The organism is Actinacidiphila rubida, from assembly GCF_900110255.1.
Taxonomy (GTDB): domain Bacteria; phylum Actinomycetota; class Actinomycetes; order Streptomycetales; family Streptomycetaceae; genus Actinacidiphila; species Actinacidiphila rubida.
Genome location: NZ_FODD01000047.1, coordinates 1 through 15,250, shown reverse-complemented (window position 1 = coordinate 15,250; position 15,250 = coordinate 1). Strand labels below are relative to the sequence as shown.

The window sequence follows — 15,250 nt, the reverse complement described above, 5'->3', positions numbered from 1 at the left end:
GACGGACCAAGACAGCGACCTGGCGCGGCTCACGGATGCCTTTTCGCGGCTGGGGGCCAGCGACAGGCAGCGGCTCGTGCTGGCGCTGGACGGCCTACCTCGTCAAGTGCGAGAAGCGCCGAGCCGTAGTTTCACTCCGCTGCCTAACGTCGGTGCTGCCTCCCGAATCACAGTGCGCGTGGTCCGGCTCGGAGGGGACTCGTAGCGAAGTCGCACTAGGGGGTGCGGCCTGGCTGGCGGCGCCGTGGACGCTGTGCTCTGCCGAGTTTGCATCAACCGCATCAACTTCAAGGGCGTCCTCACTGTCGAGAGGCAACGCTGACCGAGCTCGGTGACCCACTCGAATTGCGTTGTGCGAGAACAAAAATGGGAGTTGTGGTCGACTTGATTCGTTTTGTTCCGCCAGAGTTCGATCTCTTCCAGTTCGACGACGGTCAGCCCACGATGGGCCGCGGTCCGGCGTCGAGGCGATGGTTCATCCACTGGGACGGACTGATCGGCGCGCCTGCTGAAGAGGTCATGCTCGGGTGGTCGGCAGGCGATTCCCTCGTCATCGTGTGCACTTCGGGACGACGCTACGACAGGAGCGAAGCGAGGTTCCGGGCGTCCCACGTGGCTCTTGGCGGTGATGTGCTCCCGATTCCCGGCCGGCCGCAAGGACCGCTGGCCACAAACCAGACCATGGAGGAGCTCAGGAACTCAGAACTGTGGACGGGGACCGGAGATGCACCGAATCCGGAGGATACCGGGGAGACTGCGGCAGCAGAGGGGTACTCCATTGGCTACCAACGACTCAGAGACGGCATTGTCTTCATCGCCGCGGTGAACGTCGAGCCGGCCCAGTTTCGTATCCGCAAGGTTCAAGACTGGTCACCCTACGACGTCGACCCACGGACCAGCTTCCCCCTCAGCGCGCTGAGCCCCGAATCGGCCCGAGGCGATTTGTAGGGGAGCCTTGGTGCTGGACGCCCATGGCGACGCGGGTTTGCGTGCGCGCCGGGGATGCGAAACCCGGCGGCGCGTAGTGACCCCCAGGCGGCAGTCACGCTCTCCCGTTCAGGACGAGCGCTTGCGCTTCTCGATGTCGTCCCGCGTGAGCGACAGGTTCGGCTCGTCAGGGTTCCACAGGTACTGCAAGTCCTCGTTCTTCAGCAGCACGCCTGCCTCGACCATCCGGTCGAGGACGTCGACGAGCATCTCACCGAGCGGGTAACCGTCCATCCAGAACATCCGCTTGACCCCGCCGAACGACTGGTCCCGCGGAAACACCCCCAAGATCTTTCCGAGCTCGAAGCCTGCCACGTCGTAGTCGGTCCAGCCAGCCAGTACGTCCCGTAGTCCGCCCATCGCCATGGCACCTCTGCTTTCTTGGGATCTTCATCGTGTCGGGGCCGGCCGATCGTAGCGCCCCTGCTGGAGGTCGTCAGGCGTCGCCAGCAGATGATCGCGCAGCCGAGGGTGAGGAAGGCTTGGTGGATGTCGGCGCGGATCTCCCAGCGGATGCGCAGGCGGCGGAACCAATGCAGGAGCGCGAAGGCGGCTTCCACGACCCAGCGGCGGGTGCCCAGTCCGGTGCCGTGCTCGGTGCCGCGGCGAGCGATCATGGGGCGAATGCCAAGGTTGTGGACCTGGCGGCGGTAGATGTCGTGGTCGTAGCCGCGGTCGGCGTACACCTCCTCCGGGCGTCGGCGGGGCCGTCCGCGCTTGCCCCGTATCGGCGGCACCGCCTGGATCAAGGGCGGTTCGATCCGCTCCCACAGCCCGTCCTCGATCTCCCACGGCTTCCGCCTGTCCAACCCAGTAGCCGCCGCACACCCCCTCGTCACGCATCCCGACGTGCACGCAAACGCCACCTGACGGTAAGTCATTCCAGCCGACTCATTCTGTTAATCTCCAGCCGTAGATCGTGATGTGACGGACGAGTGGCGGAAGACGCGGCTAAGGTCTACGCGCTCGGCGGTCCTACGCAGCGCCTTCCTGCGCGGAGGGCCGTGGCTCACCAGAGCCAGGGGCCCGTGCTGTTGGAGGTCATCGGTGATCGGCAAGCTGCAGTGCGTGGTTTTGGACTGTCCGGATGTCCTTGAACTCGCTCGGTTCTACCAAGCGCTCCTCGGCGGTACGGTCAACAAGCCCGATCGCAGGTGGGCAGTCAGTGACGACTTCTCGACCCTTCACACGGGCTCTGGCCTGGTATTTGCGTTCCAGCGCGTCAAGGATCACCGGGCGCCGCGGTGGCCGGACAGCACGTACCCGCAGCAGTTCCATCTGGACTTCGATGTCCCCGACCTTGACCGGGCCCAGGAGCAGGTCCTCGGCTTTGGTGCGACGCTGCTCCACATCGACACCCGCGGTTGGAGGATCTTCGCAGATCCGGCCGGCCATCCCTTCTGCCTCCTACGGGGCTGACGAGAAGGGATGGACAACCGTTTTCGCCCAGCGATGCTGGCTTCCCGGCGGAGATGGCTGCGGCCACTGTTGATCATCGGTGTGTGAAGACAAACGATCATGCGGTGGCCGCAGCTCACAGCGTAGACCCTGCCCGTTGGCAGGATGCGTTCGATGGCCTGATGGGCCGGATAGCGGGGCGCTTCGCGCGGGTCGAACCCCGGTGCCGAGCTGGGCGATTGGTGCTCGGACTGCTGTCGGACCTGCCGCGCAAGAGCGCCCCATGTTCTGGCGTCTTCCTAGGGTGGTTCTGGCCGGACATCCACATGACGCCCGCCGAGGGCATGCAGGCGCACACCGACCTGTCGGGCGGCACCCCGGCCGGCGTGATGATGCCGATCCACTGGGCGACGTTCAACCTGGCCCAGCACCCGTGGGCCGAGCCGGGCGAGGGCACCGTCGCCGCGGCCCGGGAGCACGGCGCGAAGATCGCCACGCCGCGCGTCGGCGCCCCCTTCGAGCCGGCCGACCCGCAGCCCGACGACTGGTGGTGGCGCGAGTGCGCCGTCGTCCCCGCGGGCGGCTGGCCCGCACACCCGCCGCGGGCCGCGGCGTCGAAGGACGACGGCGCGACCGATCTGGAGACCGCCAGCCCCGCGTAGGGGCTGTCGGCGCGGACCCTCAGACCGCGGGAAGGGACGCGTCGGGGGTCCAGGGGCTCGGCGCGGTGACGGCCCACCGCTCGTGATCGCGCCAGGCCCCGTCGATGTACAGGTAGGCGGGCGAGACGCCTTCGTACGTGAAGCCCAGGCGCTTGACCAGCGCCAGGGACGCCTTGTTCGCCGGCTGGATGCTCGCCTCCAGCCGGTGGAGCCGCAGCTCGCCGAAGGCGTGCGCCATGGTGGCGGCGACCCCCTCGGCCATGTAGCCGTGTCCGGCCGACGGCGCGAAGGCCGCGTAGCCGAGGGACGCGCCCTGGTAGCGGCCCCGGATGATCGAGTTGATGTTGACGGTGCCGGCGGCCTCGCCGGTCTCCTTGACACGGATCAGGAACCCGCGGTTGGTGCCGTCGTCGAAGCGATGCATCCACGTCCGGAACGCCTCCGCCGTGGACGGCAGTTGCATCCACGGGGTGTGCAGTTCGACGCTGGCCCGCACGAGCGAGCAGAACTCGTCCTGGTCGGCGAGGGTCAACGGGTGCAGTTCGACTCGTGTCGGGTTCGTCGGCATGGCGCAACGGTAGGGCCTGACCTCGCCTCCTCCGCGCGCGCCCCCGGGGCGAGGGCTCCCGCTACTCGTAGCGGTACTTCAGCGATTCCGCCTCCGCCTGCTCGATGTCGGCGATCGTCAGCTCGGGCATCCGCAGCTGGGCCAGCGTCACCTCGGCCGAGGTCGGCTGGGCGTCCGTCGGCAGCCACTGCTCCGGCTTCCACGCCCCGCTGCGCAGCAGCGACTTGGGGCAGTGCGGGTAGACCTCCTCGATCCCCAGCACCAGCGCACTGGCCGGCGGCTTGCCCACGGCGGTCAGCTGCGACAGCAGCTCCGGGCGAGTGGAGACGCAGGCCCGGCCGTTCACCCTGAGGGTCGTCGTGCGCCCCGGGATGACGAACAGCAGGCCCGCCCGTCCGGTGGCGATGACGTTCCGCAGGGTGTCCAGACGCTTGTTGCCGGTCGCGTCCGGTATCGCCACCGTCCGTGCGTCCAGGACGGAGACGAACCCCGCGGGACCGCCGCGCGGGGAAACGTCACAGTTGCCCTCCGCGTCCGCGCTCGCGATCAGGACCAGCGAGGAGCATCCGATCAACCGCCGCGTCTGATCGGTGAGTTCGCTCATCTGCTTACGGAGGGCCGCGTCCTTGGGGACGTCGTAGACCCGGCGCAGCTCCTCCTGGTCCTGCACGGCGTCGAGGCTCAGCAGATCGAAGGCGCTGGTGGCGAGGGATGTCGTCATGTCCCCGACCTTAACGGTCCGACCTGCGAAAAGTCCTGCCTGGTGAGCGCGGGGCCCAGGGCCAAGGGCCGGGTCGGGGCGTACCGCGGGGCAGGGCGCCCCGGGATCACTCGCGGGTCCGCCCGTGGGCCGTCGCCTTTCCCAGGTAGGTGAGGACGCCCGGGTCCGTCACGGGGATCTCGTGGAAGCCGAGGCGGTCGTAGAAGGCGCGTGCCGGGGTGTTGACGGTGAGCATCCCCAGGTGGACGGCAGGGACGCCCTGCCGCGCCAGCGCGGCGAGGTACGCCGCCATCAACGCCCGCCCGTGGCCGCCGCGCTGGAAGTCCGGGAGCACGTCGATGTGCAAGTGGGCGGGATAGGCCGCGAGTTCGGGCAGCACCATGCGCTCAGGCGTATGGAGGAGCGCGGCCATCGCCTCCGTGGGCGTAACGGGCTCCCCGGCCGGGGCGGGCCAGCGGTCCGCGACGCCCGGCAGCCACTCGTCCCTGAAGCGCTTGACGAACGCGGCGGTGTCGCCGGTGCCGAGCACGTAGCCGACCGCGTCGCCGTGCCCGTCGTCGAGCACGAACGTCAGGTCGGGCTCCAGCACCGCGTACGGCGCCGCGAAGATCGCGCCCAGCAACTCCCGGCCCTGCGGCGGGTACTGGCCGGTGGCGTCCTGGCCCGCGTCGGCGGTGCGCAGGCAGATGTCGTACAGGGCGGGCAGGTCCGCCGGTCGGTAGGGGCGCACGGTGGGACTGGTCACGACGGCTCCGGAAGGGTGTGCAGGGGCGCGCCGGGGTCGCCGAGCGCGGTGAAGGTGAAGGCGAACGTGGCGGGCGCGGCGGCCAGCCGGAATTCCGGCAGGACCTCGGGCCCGCAGGCGTGACTGCCCACGCCGTGCAGCGCGTGGTCCAGGTGCACCCACAGCGTGCCGCTCGGGACGAGGTCGTGGGTGTGTTCGGCCGCGTCCAGCTCCTCGGTACTCCACGGCCGGAGGGTCATCCAGAACGGGGGAGTGCCGTCGATCCGCAGGCCCGAACCGTCGACGCGGCGCAGCTCCGCCCAGCGCACGTCCGCCCGCGCGCCGTTCTCCTGCGGCCGCACGTACGGCGTCTGCAGGGCGTCCACGTCCGAGCGGTAGCGGCCGATGCGGGACGCGGCCCGGGTGTCGGGATACGCCTCGCCGGGACCGCCGCCGAACCAGTCGACCTGGTCCATCGTCGGGCACACGCCCATGCGCAGGCCCAGCCGGGGAAGCGGCAGCGTCCATTCGCCCTCGGGCGTGACGTCGACCGCCACCGTCAGCCGGTCACCGGTCGACGACCACGTGGAGACCGTGCGCAGCCCCAGGTCCGAGGCCGCGGGCGCGACCCGCGTCACCACCGTCAGCGTGTCCCCGCCGACGGTCACCCGCACCACCCGGTGCCGCATCCGGTGCAGCCCCGACGCCCGCCACTGACGGTCGAGTTGACCTTGCGGATACCAGTCCATACCGCGGTCGTTGTCGATCGGCGCCCGCCACACGTCCAGCGCGGGACCCGTCACCTGGATGCCGTTGAAGTAGCGCAGCACCCCGGTCGACGCGTCGAAGACGCCCGGTCCGAGCACCACCATGCCGCCCTCGGCGCGCCGCGGCGCGTGCGGCTTCCCCGGGCGCGCCACGGACCTGGCGCCGCGCACGACCGGATCCACTGCGAACTGGCTCCACGCCACCTCGTGCCCGGCCGGCGCCCACGCGGTGTCCTCGGCCAGCACCGCCCGCACCGTCCACAGCGCCTCACCACGCCCCGTGGCCCTGGGCATCAGCGGCAGTTCCACCACCGCGCTCTCGCCCGGCGCCAGTGCGGGCACCTTCAGCCGCCCCTCGTCGGAGACCTCGCCGCCCTCCTCGTACACCCAGCCGAACGACAGCCCCGAAAGGTCCGCGAAGTCATGGAGGTTGGTGACGGTGACGGTGCCGCGCCGGGCGTCGGCCTCGATGCGTACCGGTTCCACGACCTTCTTCAGCTCCACCAGGCCCGGCGACGGGGTGCGGTCGGGGAACAGCAGCCCGTCGCACACGAAGTTGCCGTCGTGCAGTTCCTCCCCGAAGTCCCCGCCGTACGCGAAGTACGACCTGCCGTCCGCGGTCCTGCGGCGCAGCCCGTGGTCGATCCACTCCCACACGAAGCCGCCCTGGCACCGCTCGTGCGCGTGGAAGATCGCCTGGTACTCGCCCAGCCCGCCGGGGCCGTTGCCCATCGCGTGCCCGTACTCGCAGAGCACGAATGGCATCGCGCGCCGCCGCGCGTCCAACGCGGCGTCCTCCAGCGGGTGTTCCTCGCGCCGGCCGATCCGTTCGCACTCGGCGTGGTCGGCGTACATCCGTGAGTACACGTCGACGTCCGCGCTCGACAGGTCGCCCTCGTAGTGGATCGGGCGCACCGCGTCCCGCTCCCGGATCCAGGCGGCCATCGCCGACAGGCCGCGGCCGGTGCCGCACTCGTTGCCCAGCGACCACATGATCACCGACGGATGGTTCTTGTCCCGCTCCACCATCCGCGCCGCCCGGTCCAGCAGGGCCGGCGTCCACCGCTCGTCGTCCACCGGGTTGCCGCGCCAGCCGACCTCCTCGAAACCGTGCGTCTCCAGGTCGCACTCGTCGAGCACCCACAGCCCCAACTCGTCGCAGAGTTCCAGGAACGCCGGCTGCGGCGGGTAGTGGCTCGTACGGACCGCGTTGATGTTGTGCCGCTTCATCAGCAGCACGTCCCGGCGCATCGTCTCCGGGTCCACGGTCCTGCCGTGGTCCGGGTCGAACTCGTGGCGGTTGACGCCCCGCAGCAGGATCCGCCGCCCGTTGACCTTCAGCACGCCGTCCTCGACGGCGACCGTGCGGAACCCGATCCGCAGCGGGATGCGCTCGCCCTCGGTGGCCAACTCCGCGTCGTACAGCCGCGGCACCTCCGCCGACCACGGCTCCACCGGCACGATCACCGGCTCGCCCGTCGGGATGTCCAGGCCCAGCTCCGGCACGGTGACGGTGCCCCGCGGCTCGCAGTCCACCCGCAGCGTGCCCAGGCCGTTGGTGTGGTCGTAGCCGCAGTGCACGAAGAAGTCGGTGACCGAGCCCTCCGGCCGCTCGATCAGCGTGACGTCCCGGAAGATCCCGGGCAGCCACCACATGTCCTGGTCCTCCAGGTAACTGCCGGACGACCACTGGTGGACCCGCACCGCCAGCACGTTGCCGCGCGGCCGCAGCAGCTCCCCGACCTCGAACTCCGCCGGCAGCCTGCTGCCCTTGAACACGCCCAGCTCCGCGCCGTTGAGCCACACCCGCGCGCACGACTCGACGCCGTCGAAGCGCAGCACCGCCGCACCGCCCGGCCAGTCGTCCGGCAGGTCGAAGTGCCGCAGGTGGTCGCCCGTCGGGTTCTCCGTGGGAACGTGCGGCGGATCGACGGGGAACGGGTAGCGCACGTTGGTGTACGCGGGCATCCCGTGGCCCTGCAACGGCCAGTGGCAGGGCACCGGCAGGACGTCCCACCGGGACGCGTCGAACCCGGGACGCGCGAACGACTCGTCCTCCGCGCCCGCGCTCGCCGACAGCCGGAACCGCCACGCGCCGCCCAGGTTCACCCGGCGGGCGTCCGAATGCGCCCACCAGGCCCGCGGGGGGAGCGCTCCCGTGCCGGGCGACGGGTCCTCGTAGTAGGGGAGCGGCCCGGCGGGCGGCGCCTCGTGCATCGTGGTGCTCCTCGGGTCCTCAGGTCTCGGTCCTCGGGGCCCGGTCACGCCGCCGGCCGCGGTGCGCGGTGACCGGTCCGGCGGTGGCGGTCCGCCGTTCTCGGTGCGTGCTTCGCGACGCGTCGGGCCGTGGTGGCCGAGCCGGTGAGGTGATGTGTGCGTCCAATGATCCGGCGTGACCGATTCTGCTCACGAGGGAGGCCCCGCCGCTAGATGCATCGGACCCGCGGATCGGACCCACTGCCCCCTCCGCGCGTTCCCGCCGCCTCACCACCCCCTTCCCGTCGCGTCGCGACCCCCTTGCGGCCGCCTCGTCACCTCCTTCCCGTCGCCTGCTCCTTTCCCTTCCTCTCGCCGAACGGGCCTTCCTGGCAGCCGACTTGACCGTCCCGGTCGCGCGCTGGGATCCTGCCCGCCCCTTGAGACAACGGGAGACCGTGCGATGGCCCACCTCCTCACCCACGGCGCCGCCTTGCCGCGGGCCGCCGACCTGGCCGCCCAGACCCAGCCCATATCCGGCCTCAGCGGGCGCACCGCGTTCGTGCTGATCGCCGCGGTCGTGGTCGTCATCGCCGCCATCGCGGTGATCCCGCTCGTCATGGACGTCCGGCGGGCCACCGCATGGCGGCAGCAGCTCACCGACCACCTCATCGACCGCGCCGCCACCGACCACGAGGTCCGCGACTTCCTCCGCGACCTGCGCGAGCCCCGCGGCGTCCGCGGCCTCACCCGCAGCATCATCGCCGTCCTCATCCTCGCGCTGGTCGGCTTCGCCCTCGCCTTCGCGATGCTCTCCGCGGGCGCCGACTCCGGCGACCTGCGCAAGACCATCGTCACCGCGCTGATGACGGTGCTCGCCACCGTCGCGGGCTTCTACTTCGGCTCCCTGGGCGCGCAGAACAGCGCGGAGGACGCGCGCCGGCACGTGATGGCGGCGCGCGGCACGCCGAAGAAGGCGATCGCGATGACGACCACGGGGACGGGCGAGGCGGGCGCCGGCACCGGCGGCGCGGTCGCCGTGGCCGGCGACGACGACGCGGCGGTGACGAGCGTGCCGGGTGCGGGCGCGGGTGGCGCTGGCGCTGGCGCTGGTGCGGGTTCGGGTGCACCTGGCGGTGCGGCGGGGTCCGTCAGCGCCGCATCCCCGTCGGGTGCCGCGTCCGATGCGCAGACCGATCCGGCGTCCGGCTCAGCGCCGGCGTCCGGCTCAGGGTCGGCGTCCGGCGGGTCCACCGCGCCGCCCGCGTCGGCCGGTCCCGACGTGGGGCCCGAACCCGCCGGCGCCTGACGTTCGTGCCGCGGGGCTTCCGACGCCACCCTCCCGTTGGAGGGCCAGGCACCGCGGACCCGTCACGTCCTCACGCGTCGAGGAACGCGTCGATCCGCCCGCGCAGCCCCGGCGCGTCGAGGCCGTGGCCTGCCACGTGCTCCTGCCAGGTGCCGTAGTGCCGGAACTCCTCGCGGCGCGTGCCGAGCGCCAGCACGCGGTGCGGGAACGCGGCCAGCGCCTCGGCCGCGAACGGCGCCGACGTGCCGGCCAGATACGGCTCGACGACGACCAGGTCCGGCCGCACCGAGCGGTTCACCGCCGCCCGCACCGTGGCCGCGTCGAACGGCCGGACCGTCGACGCGTACAGGACCGTCACATCCCGGTCCGCGGTCGCCCGCAGCACCGCGTCGAGCATGGGTCCGACGGCGAGCACCACCGCGCCGCGTCCGTCCCGCACGACCTGGAAGCGCCCGGGGGAGCCCGGCAGCGGCTCGGCGTTGGCGTGGTTGCTGAGCCGCACGTACACCCGCCGGTCGCCGTCCGCCGCCGCGTGCCGCAGCAGGGCCTCCGCCTCGTCCGGATGGCCGGGCACGTGGACCGTCCAGCCGTCGAGGGTGTCCAGCAGGGCGACGTCACCCGGCGCCTGATGGGTGCGGCCGCCGGCCGCGTTGTCGTACGAGCCGGCGGCGCTCACGAGGACCGCGCCCACGCCCTGGTGCCCCAGGTCCAGCTTGACCTGCTCGAACGGCCTCTCCACGAGGAAGCTCGCGAAGGTGTGCGCGATGGGGCGCAGGCCGGTCAGGGCGAGCCCGCCGGTCGCGCCGACCAGCAGCTGCTCGCGGATGCCGACGTCGATCACCCGGTCCGGATGGGCGCGGGCCGCGTCCTTGAAAAGGTCCGCGGAGATCGCCGCGAGGACGAGGGCGAGCCGGGGGTCGTCCTCCAGCAGCTCGGTGGTGACGGTCGCGAATCGCTCACGCATGGTGTCCATCGAAGTTCCCCCGTGTCCTAGTGGGTGCCGGTACCGGTGCTGGCGGCGGTGCCGGAGCCGGTGGCGATGCGCGTGGCCCTGGCCGCCTGCGCGGCGTCCTTGGACTCGACGCGGGCCACGACCGCGTGCGGGCGCCCCGGATGCGGCGCCGTGAACGCCTCGTGGAGTGCCTGGTGATCGCGCCCGTCGACGGTCACCGCCGACCAGCCCTCGGCCTCGAACCGCGAGGCCAGGCCACCGCGCCACGGGTACGTCGCCGACCCGTTGTCGACGGCGACGACGTGCAGCTGCTCCAGGCCCACCGCGCCCGCGTACTGGACCGCCTCGTGGTTGCTGCCCTCGTCCATCTCCGCGTCGCCGACCAGCACCCACACGCGCGAGCCGGTCAGTCCCTGGGCCCGTAGCCCCAGCGCGCTGCCCACGCCGAGGCCCAGGCCGTGCCCGAGCGAGCCCGAGCCGATCTCCGCGCCCGGGACCAGCGTCCGGTCCGGGTGGTGCCCGAGCGGCGAGTCGTACGCGCCGAAGCCGGTCAGCCACTCCTCGGGGAGGAAGCCGTGGGCGGCCAGCACCGCGTAGTAGGCCATCGGGCCGTGTCCCTTGGAGAGCAGGAAGCGGTCGCGCGCCGGATCGTCCACGGTCTCCGGGGAGACCCGGAGGATCCGGTCGTACAGCACCCACAGCACGTCGAGCGTCGACGTGGCCGCGGGCCCGTGCTTCTCGTCGCCGGTCATGCGCGACATCAGCGCGCGCAGCTCGTCGTACCCGTATCGGCGGGTCCCCGTCATCGTTGCCATGGCTCCGACTGTGCAACTTCAAGCCCGCTTGAGGTCAAGCGCTACGCTCGGGAGCATGACGATCACCTCGCGCGACCTGCTGCCCATCGGCGAGCTGGCCGCCCGCAGCGGCCACGCCCCCTCCGCGCTGCGCTACTACGAGGAGCTCGGCCTGATCGACGCCGAGCGCACCGCGGGCGGCCAGCGCCGCTACCGGCGCGCGACGCTGCGGCGGCTCGCCTTCATCCGGGCCGCCCAGACCATCGGCCTGTCCCTGGACGAGGTCAGCGAGGCGCTCGCCCAGCTCCCGCACGACCACGTGCCGACCACGGCCGAGTGGAACCGCATCGCCACCGCTTGGCAGCAGCGCATCGACGACCAGATCGCGGAACTGCGGAAGCTGCGGTCCCGCCTCACCGAATGCGTCGGCTGCGGCTGCCTCTCCGTGAGCCGCTGCGGCCTGTCCAACCCCGGCGACACGGCCGCGCGCCGCGGGCCCGGCGCCCGCTTCCTGCTGGGCGACGACCCCGCGGCGCGGTGACCGGCGTTCGCCGGCCCGGGCCCGTCACATCCCCTCGACCTTGAACGGGTCGTGCTCCGCGAGGAGCTTGTCCAGCCGCGCCTGGTCGACACGGCTCACCACCTGGCCGACCTCCTGCCGGTCCCTGATCACCTTGGCCAGCGTGAACGCGGAGGTCACCACATAGAGCAGCCCCACCGCGAGGAAGGCCCGCACCCAGGCCCCCACCGGCAGATACGCCACCCCCACCACCATCGCGCCCAGCGACAGCGCGAACGAGATCGCAGCCTGGACGGCGAACGCCGCCGTCGTCTGCTGCTGAGGAATCACCTTCGTCATACCCCGAGGATCCGCCTCCGTGACCCACCCCACATGAGTACCCCTACTCATCCCCGCCGAGCCATTTCCCCCACCCCCGCCCCCACCCCCGGGGTGCGAGCGAACACCCCCCGAGGTGCGGTATTGTTCTCGTGCACGGTCACCCGGGGGCGAAACCCCCGAGCCGACCAGGCACCGGGACGTGGCGCAGCTTGGTAGCGCACTTGACTGGGGGTCAAGGGGTCGCAGGTTCAAATCCTGTCGTCCCGACGGTGCAGAAGGGCCCGCGAGCTGGCATTTTGCCAGGTCAGCGGGCCCTTCGTCTTTTTCGGAAACGATGGTCATCTGATGACGCGTCAGTACCTGGGGACCACGCAGGGACGGTTACTCAAGAAAACCCGCAGGTCAGGGCGTGTTTTCCTGGGGACCAAGATCACGACGTCCGAGTCCCAATTGTGTACTCCCTACAACCGCCTGAGTGTTGCGGACAGGCCAGGGGTGGGCGGAGGAGGGGTTTTGACTCCGGTGAGGTGGCCGCTGAGGTTCTGGCCGGCGCGCACGACGGACTGCAGGTCGGGGTGGAGGTAGCGCTGGGTGGTCTGCAGGTTGCCGTGGCCGGCGATCAACCGCAGGACGTGCAGGGGGACTCCGGCGTCGGCCATCCATGTCAGTCCGGTGTGGCGCAGGTCGTGGCGGCGTAGGTGTTCGTAGCCGAGGGAGCGGACGACGTCGTCCCAGTGGGTGGCGTCGCGCAGGATGGCAGTGGTGATGCGTCCGCCTCGGGGGCCGGTGAACAGGCGCGCGTCGGGGTTGTCGCCGACGGCGAGCAGGCGCCGGGCGATCATCGGGCGGATTTCTTCGATGAGGGGGACGCGGCGGGCGACTTTGCCCTTGGTGTTCTTGTCGGCCAGGCCTCCGGGGGAGGGTGTGGTCTGCCGGCGTAGGCTCCAGATCCAGTGGTGCCGATCGATGTCCTTCACGCGCACTCCGGAGACTTCGCCGATGCGCGCTGCGGTGCAGGCGGCGAAGACCACGGCCTCTCCCCACCCGGTGTACTGCTGGTAGGAGCGGGCGACCAGGGCTGAGGCGAGCTGTGTGAGGGCGTTCCAGTCGCGCAGGGCGAGCGAGCGGGGGTCGTCGAGTTCGTCTTCGGCCAACTGGTACTGGCGCTGCCATCCCTTGACTCGGGCGGGGTTGACGGTGATCAGCCCGTCGCGTACAGCCTGTTCCATGACCCGGACGAGGATTGCCAGGCTGTTCTTGACCGTCGAGCGGCCCTCGCCGTCGGCGATCCAGGCGTAGACGGTGCGGTCGACGGCGCCGTTGGTGACCGCGGTGAGCGGCAGGTGCCCGAGTGCCGGCACCACGCGCAGCCGCCACCCGGCCAGGTAGGGGTCGGTGGTCTTGGGCTCCAGGCCGCGCAGCGCCAACTGCATCTGGGCGTTGCCGTACTCGGCCAGTGTCTGATTCGAGGTCGCCGGATCGATGCCACGAGCAGCCGATGTCTTCAGCTCATTGATCCACTCCTGCGCGGCTTCCGCTGTCGGTTGCATCTGCGACAGGGAACGCCTGCGCTTGGTCGCCGGATCGATCCAGCGCACCCGGGCACGGTAGGGGAGGTAGCGTCCGGGGCGGTATTCGATGTCGTCGGACAGCGGTACTGCTATGGGAAGTTGGTGCTGGTAGGGCAAATCAGGCCCCCTTTCGCTGGGGAGCCTGAGTGCTGTGGTGCTTGTTCAGCCACTGCCGGACCTCCGCGGCGTCGTACAGGACGACGCGTTGGGACAGTCGGATGAACGGCGGACCCTGCGGTGGGCGTTCGGCCCGCCACCTGCGCACCGACGAGGGGTCGACACGAAGCAGGCGGGCCACCTCTCGAGTGTTGAGCAGGGCCGGCATCTGTAGGCCGATCGGCGGGGGACCGGTGGAGGGACGGGCGGTGTCAGCGGGGGCTGGAGATCCGGAGAGCTTCTGCGGCATGCACTTCCTTGACGTCGGCTACAGGGGCGGGACACGACGATGGACGGAGAACGCGCGAAGTCCAGCCAGCCGGTGGCGCTTCTCCATGGGAGAAGTGCCACCGGCTGGCTTGCGGTTCACGATCCATCGTCGTGAGAAAACGCGTTTTGCCTGACGGTATTTTCCGTGCTATCTGCTGTCGCTCCGTCTTGCTCATGCGACGGCTACCGCTCGTTGAAGCAAGCGGTCCGCCTGCCAGGAACGCTGCGACTGCACGGCCCTGAACTGGAAGCTTCGAGGATCTTCGTGACCGTGACGTCCACGAAGGCGGTCCACCTGCGTCCACGAGGAACGAGTGGGTGGCGAAGAACTCTCGCCAGTCCAGCAGATTCTTGGTCTGCTGGTGGTAGGGCAGGTGCACCTACCCTGACCTGGGAGGTTGGCTGAGTGCGGGGTTCGTTGGCGAGGGCTGGTCCGGAGTGGGTCCGGATCTTGTGTCGGCGGTGGTCGGCGAGGAGGGCTCGATGGACGCGGGTAAGTCTCAGAATGATCGGCGCCAGGCGGGCCTGCGGTCGGTAGCGCCGCGATTCGAGTTGGCCCCTGCGGCATCATCAGCCCCTCCTTGCTCAGCGGATCATGATGGGGCGGACCGCGCGCCGTGCTTGGCGGGCGTAGAGACGCCGTCGATGGCATTGCCTGGAACAACGGGATCGGACCATCCCCGCTCGCGCGCGGGAACCCGATCGATGCCGGACCTTGCCACGAGTTCGCCGGATAGCCCTGCCTGCGCGCTGAGAACTTCGTCTGCACGGCCTGGAGGATGCTCCTCGGACCACCCCGCCCGAGCGGAGGTGGGCCGCCATCCGGCTGCCCATCGGCCTGTCAGAAACCGCTGGAGGCAGGAGGGACGATGACCGCCGTACTTCGCGACCCTGCCCCCGTTAGCCCGAGGCCCTTCTACCCATGGGGACGAAGAACGTGCCAAGGAAGGCGAGACCCAGCCCTCAAACCACCCGCGAGAGCGCACTAACCCCGGGTGTCGGCGACGCTTGAATCGTGACCCACTTCCGGCAGGTGAAAGTGAACCCCTTGCGTCAGTTGATGTTGGTCATTCCCCGGTGTTGGCGGCGGGAACCCGTCCGAGGTCGCGGCCGCGCATGCGGTAGCTGTCGCCCTTGAGGGAGATCACTTCTGCGTGGTGGACGAGACGGTCGATCATGGCTGCGGCGACGGTGTCGTCGCCGAAGACCTCGCCCCAGCGCCCGAAGGGCTTGTTGCTGGTCACAATCACGGACGCACGTTCGTAGCGGCCCGAGATGAACTGGAAGAACAGGTTCGCGGCCTCGGGCTCGAAAGGGATGTAGCCGACCTCGTC

At 70.6% G+C, this 15,250-nt stretch carries 16 protein-coding genes, 1 tRNA gene and 2 pseudogenes; 7 read left to right on the top strand and 12 right to left on the bottom strand.

Translation table 11 applies throughout. The annotated features are described in order from the left end of the window. Nucleotides 1–375 precede the first annotated feature (375 nt). A complete protein-coding gene (locus tag BMW99_RS33160; protein WP_069464572.1) occupies nt 376–948 on the top strand; it encodes a hypothetical protein in 573 nt (190 codons plus the stop codon). Nucleotides 949–1,056: 108 nt separating this feature from the next. Here the strand turns inward: BMW99_RS33160 and BMW99_RS33155 are convergent, their stop codons facing one another. Continuing rightward, nucleotides 1,057–1,347 (bottom strand): hypothetical protein, encoded by a 291-nt coding sequence (locus BMW99_RS33155; protein ID WP_245791727.1) that lies wholly within the window; start codon nt 1,345–1,347, stop codon nt 1,057–1,059. A gap of 77 nt (nt 1,348–1,424) precedes the next feature. Next, nucleotides 1,425–1,739, bottom strand: a pseudogene (locus tag BMW99_RS42380) (transposase); the annotation flags it as partial. Between the two features lie 295 nt (nt 1,740–2,034). Here BMW99_RS42380 and BMW99_RS33145 point away from each other — a divergent pair. The 3 genes and pseudogenes from BMW99_RS33145 to BMW99_RS33140 all read left to right on the top strand — a co-directional run bounded on the left by BMW99_RS33145 (nt 2,035) and on the right by BMW99_RS33140 (nt 3,047). Then, on the top strand, nt 2,035–2,406 hold the full coding sequence (locus BMW99_RS33145) for a VOC family protein (RefSeq protein ID WP_069464574.1): 372 nt from the start codon (nt 2,035–2,037) through the stop codon (nt 2,404–2,406). A gap of 104 nt (nt 2,407–2,510) precedes the next feature. Further along, nucleotides 2,511–2,705: pseudogene (locus tag BMW99_RS43225) on the top strand (IS701 family transposase); the annotation flags it as partial. A gap of 6 nt (nt 2,706–2,711) precedes the next feature. Next, the gene (locus BMW99_RS33140) at nt 2,712–3,047 is read left to right on the top strand and encodes a hypothetical protein (RefSeq protein ID WP_069464575.1); all 336 of its coding nucleotides are present in this window, start codon (nt 2,712–2,714) and stop codon (nt 3,045–3,047) included. Between the two features lie 19 nt (nt 3,048–3,066). Here the strand turns inward: BMW99_RS33140 and BMW99_RS33135 are convergent, their stop codons facing one another. The 4 genes from BMW99_RS33135 to BMW99_RS33120 form a co-directional block, all read right to left on the bottom strand. Beyond that, complete coding sequence (locus BMW99_RS33135; RefSeq protein ID WP_069464576.1) at nt 3,067–3,615, bottom strand: GNAT family N-acetyltransferase; 549 nt, start codon at nt 3,613–3,615, stop codon at nt 3,067–3,069. A gap of 61 nt (nt 3,616–3,676) precedes the next feature. Next, nucleotides 3,677–4,336: an MSMEG_1061 family FMN-dependent PPOX-type flavoprotein gene (locus BMW99_RS33130; protein WP_069464577.1), complete on the bottom strand. Its 660-nt coding sequence runs from the start codon at nt 4,334–4,336 to the stop codon at nt 3,677–3,679. Nucleotides 4,337–4,442: 106 nt separating this feature from the next. After that, on the bottom strand, nt 4,443–5,081 hold the full coding sequence (locus tag BMW99_RS40430; protein ID WP_069464578.1) for a GNAT family N-acetyltransferase: 639 nt from the start codon (nt 5,079–5,081) through the stop codon (nt 4,443–4,445). Further along, nucleotides 5,078–8,044, bottom strand: a complete 2,967-nt coding sequence (locus BMW99_RS33120) for a glycoside hydrolase family 2 TIM barrel-domain containing protein (RefSeq protein ID WP_069464579.1) — start codon at nt 8,042–8,044, stop codon at nt 5,078–5,080. The genes BMW99_RS40430 and BMW99_RS33120 overlap by 4 nt, the downstream gene beginning before the upstream one ends. Before the next feature lie 442 nt (nt 8,045–8,486). Here BMW99_RS33120 and BMW99_RS41595 point away from each other — a divergent pair, with 442 nt between their 5' ends. Next, entirely contained in the window at nt 8,487–9,332 is an 846-nt protein-coding gene (locus BMW99_RS41595) for a hypothetical protein (protein ID WP_069464580.1), read from the top strand. Nucleotides 9,333–9,402: 70 nt separating this feature from the next. On the opposite strand, the gene BMW99_RS33110 is transcribed toward BMW99_RS41595, so the two are convergent. Together BMW99_RS33110 and BMW99_RS33105 are read right to left on the bottom strand one after the other, a co-directional pair. Next, entirely contained in the window at nt 9,403–10,305 is a 903-nt protein-coding gene (locus tag BMW99_RS33110; protein WP_069464581.1) for a transketolase family protein, read from the bottom strand. Between the two features lie 17 nt (nt 10,306–10,322). Then, a complete protein-coding gene (locus BMW99_RS33105; RefSeq protein WP_069464582.1) occupies nt 10,323–11,099 on the bottom strand; it encodes a transketolase in 777 nt (258 codons plus the stop codon). Nucleotides 11,100–11,154: 55 nt separating this feature from the next. Between BMW99_RS33105 and soxR the strand changes: the two genes are divergently transcribed. Continuing rightward, nucleotides 11,155–11,619 (top strand): redox-sensitive transcriptional activator SoxR, encoded by a 465-nt coding sequence (gene soxR / locus BMW99_RS33100; protein ID WP_069464583.1) that lies wholly within the window; start codon nt 11,155–11,157, stop codon nt 11,617–11,619. A 24-nt stretch (nt 11,620–11,643) separates the two neighbouring features. Here soxR and BMW99_RS33095 read toward each other — a convergent pair whose 3' ends face one another. After that, nucleotides 11,644–11,937, bottom strand: a complete 294-nt coding sequence (locus BMW99_RS33095; protein WP_075018096.1) for a YiaA/YiaB family inner membrane protein — start codon at nt 11,935–11,937, stop codon at nt 11,644–11,646. Nucleotides 11,938–12,112: 175 nt separating this feature from the next. Here BMW99_RS33095 and BMW99_RS33090 point away from each other — a divergent pair. Then, nucleotides 12,113–12,186: transfer RNA gene (locus tag BMW99_RS33090), tRNA-Pro, on the top strand. 194 nt (nt 12,187–12,380) lie between these two features. On the opposite strand, the gene BMW99_RS33085 is transcribed toward BMW99_RS33090, so the two are convergent. The 3 genes from BMW99_RS33085 to BMW99_RS33075 all read right to left on the bottom strand — a co-directional run. Continuing rightward, a complete protein-coding gene (locus BMW99_RS33085; RefSeq protein WP_075018095.1) occupies nt 12,381–13,607 on the bottom strand; it encodes a site-specific integrase in 1,227 nt (408 codons plus the stop codon). A gap of 1 nt (nt 13,608) precedes the next feature. After that, the gene (locus tag BMW99_RS33080; RefSeq protein WP_075018103.1) at nt 13,609–13,815 is read right to left on the bottom strand and encodes a helix-turn-helix transcriptional regulator; all 207 of its coding nucleotides are present in this window, start codon (nt 13,813–13,815) and stop codon (nt 13,609–13,611) included. Nucleotides 13,816–14,983: 1,168 nt separating this feature from the next. Then, nucleotides 14,984–15,250: ATP-binding protein (locus BMW99_RS33075; RefSeq protein ID WP_177226128.1), on the bottom strand; the 267-nt coding region annotated here is incomplete at its 5' end.

Bases quoted from the DNA above. Each gene is read 5' to 3' on its own strand.
- BMW99_RS33155 (WP_245791727.1), bottom strand. From the start codon at position 1,347: ATGGGCGGACTACGGGACGTACTGGCTGGCTGGACCGACTACGACGTG.
- BMW99_RS33140 (WP_069464575.1), top strand. From the start codon at position 2,712: ATGACGCCCGCCGAGGGCATGCAGGCGCACACCGACCTGTCGGGCGGC.
- BMW99_RS33135 (WP_069464576.1), bottom strand. From the start codon at position 3,615: ATGCCGACGAACCCGACACGAGTCGAACTGCACCCGTTGACCCTCGCC.
- BMW99_RS33130 (WP_069464577.1), bottom strand. From the start codon at position 4,336: ATGACGACATCCCTCGCCACCAGCGCCTTCGATCTGCTGAGCCTCGAC.
- BMW99_RS33120 (WP_069464579.1), bottom strand. From the start codon at position 8,044: ATGCACGAGGCGCCGCCCGCCGGGCCGCTCCCCTACTACGAGGACCCG.
- BMW99_RS41595 (WP_069464580.1), top strand. From the start codon at position 8,487: ATGGCCCACCTCCTCACCCACGGCGCCGCCTTGCCGCGGGCCGCCGAC.
- BMW99_RS33110 (WP_069464581.1), bottom strand. From the start codon at position 10,305: ATGGACACCATGCGTGAGCGATTCGCGACCGTCACCACCGAGCTGCTG.
- BMW99_RS33105 (WP_069464582.1), bottom strand. From the start codon at position 11,099: ATGGCAACGATGACGGGGACCCGCCGATACGGGTACGACGAGCTGCGC.
- soxR (WP_069464583.1), top strand. From the start codon at position 11,155: ATGACGATCACCTCGCGCGACCTGCTGCCCATCGGCGAGCTGGCCGCC.
- BMW99_RS33095 (WP_075018096.1), bottom strand. From the start codon at position 11,937: ATGACGAAGGTGATTCCTCAGCAGCAGACGACGGCGGCGTTCGCCGTC.
- BMW99_RS33080 (WP_075018103.1), bottom strand. From the start codon at position 13,815: ATGCCGGCCCTGCTCAACACTCGAGAGGTGGCCCGCCTGCTTCGTGTC.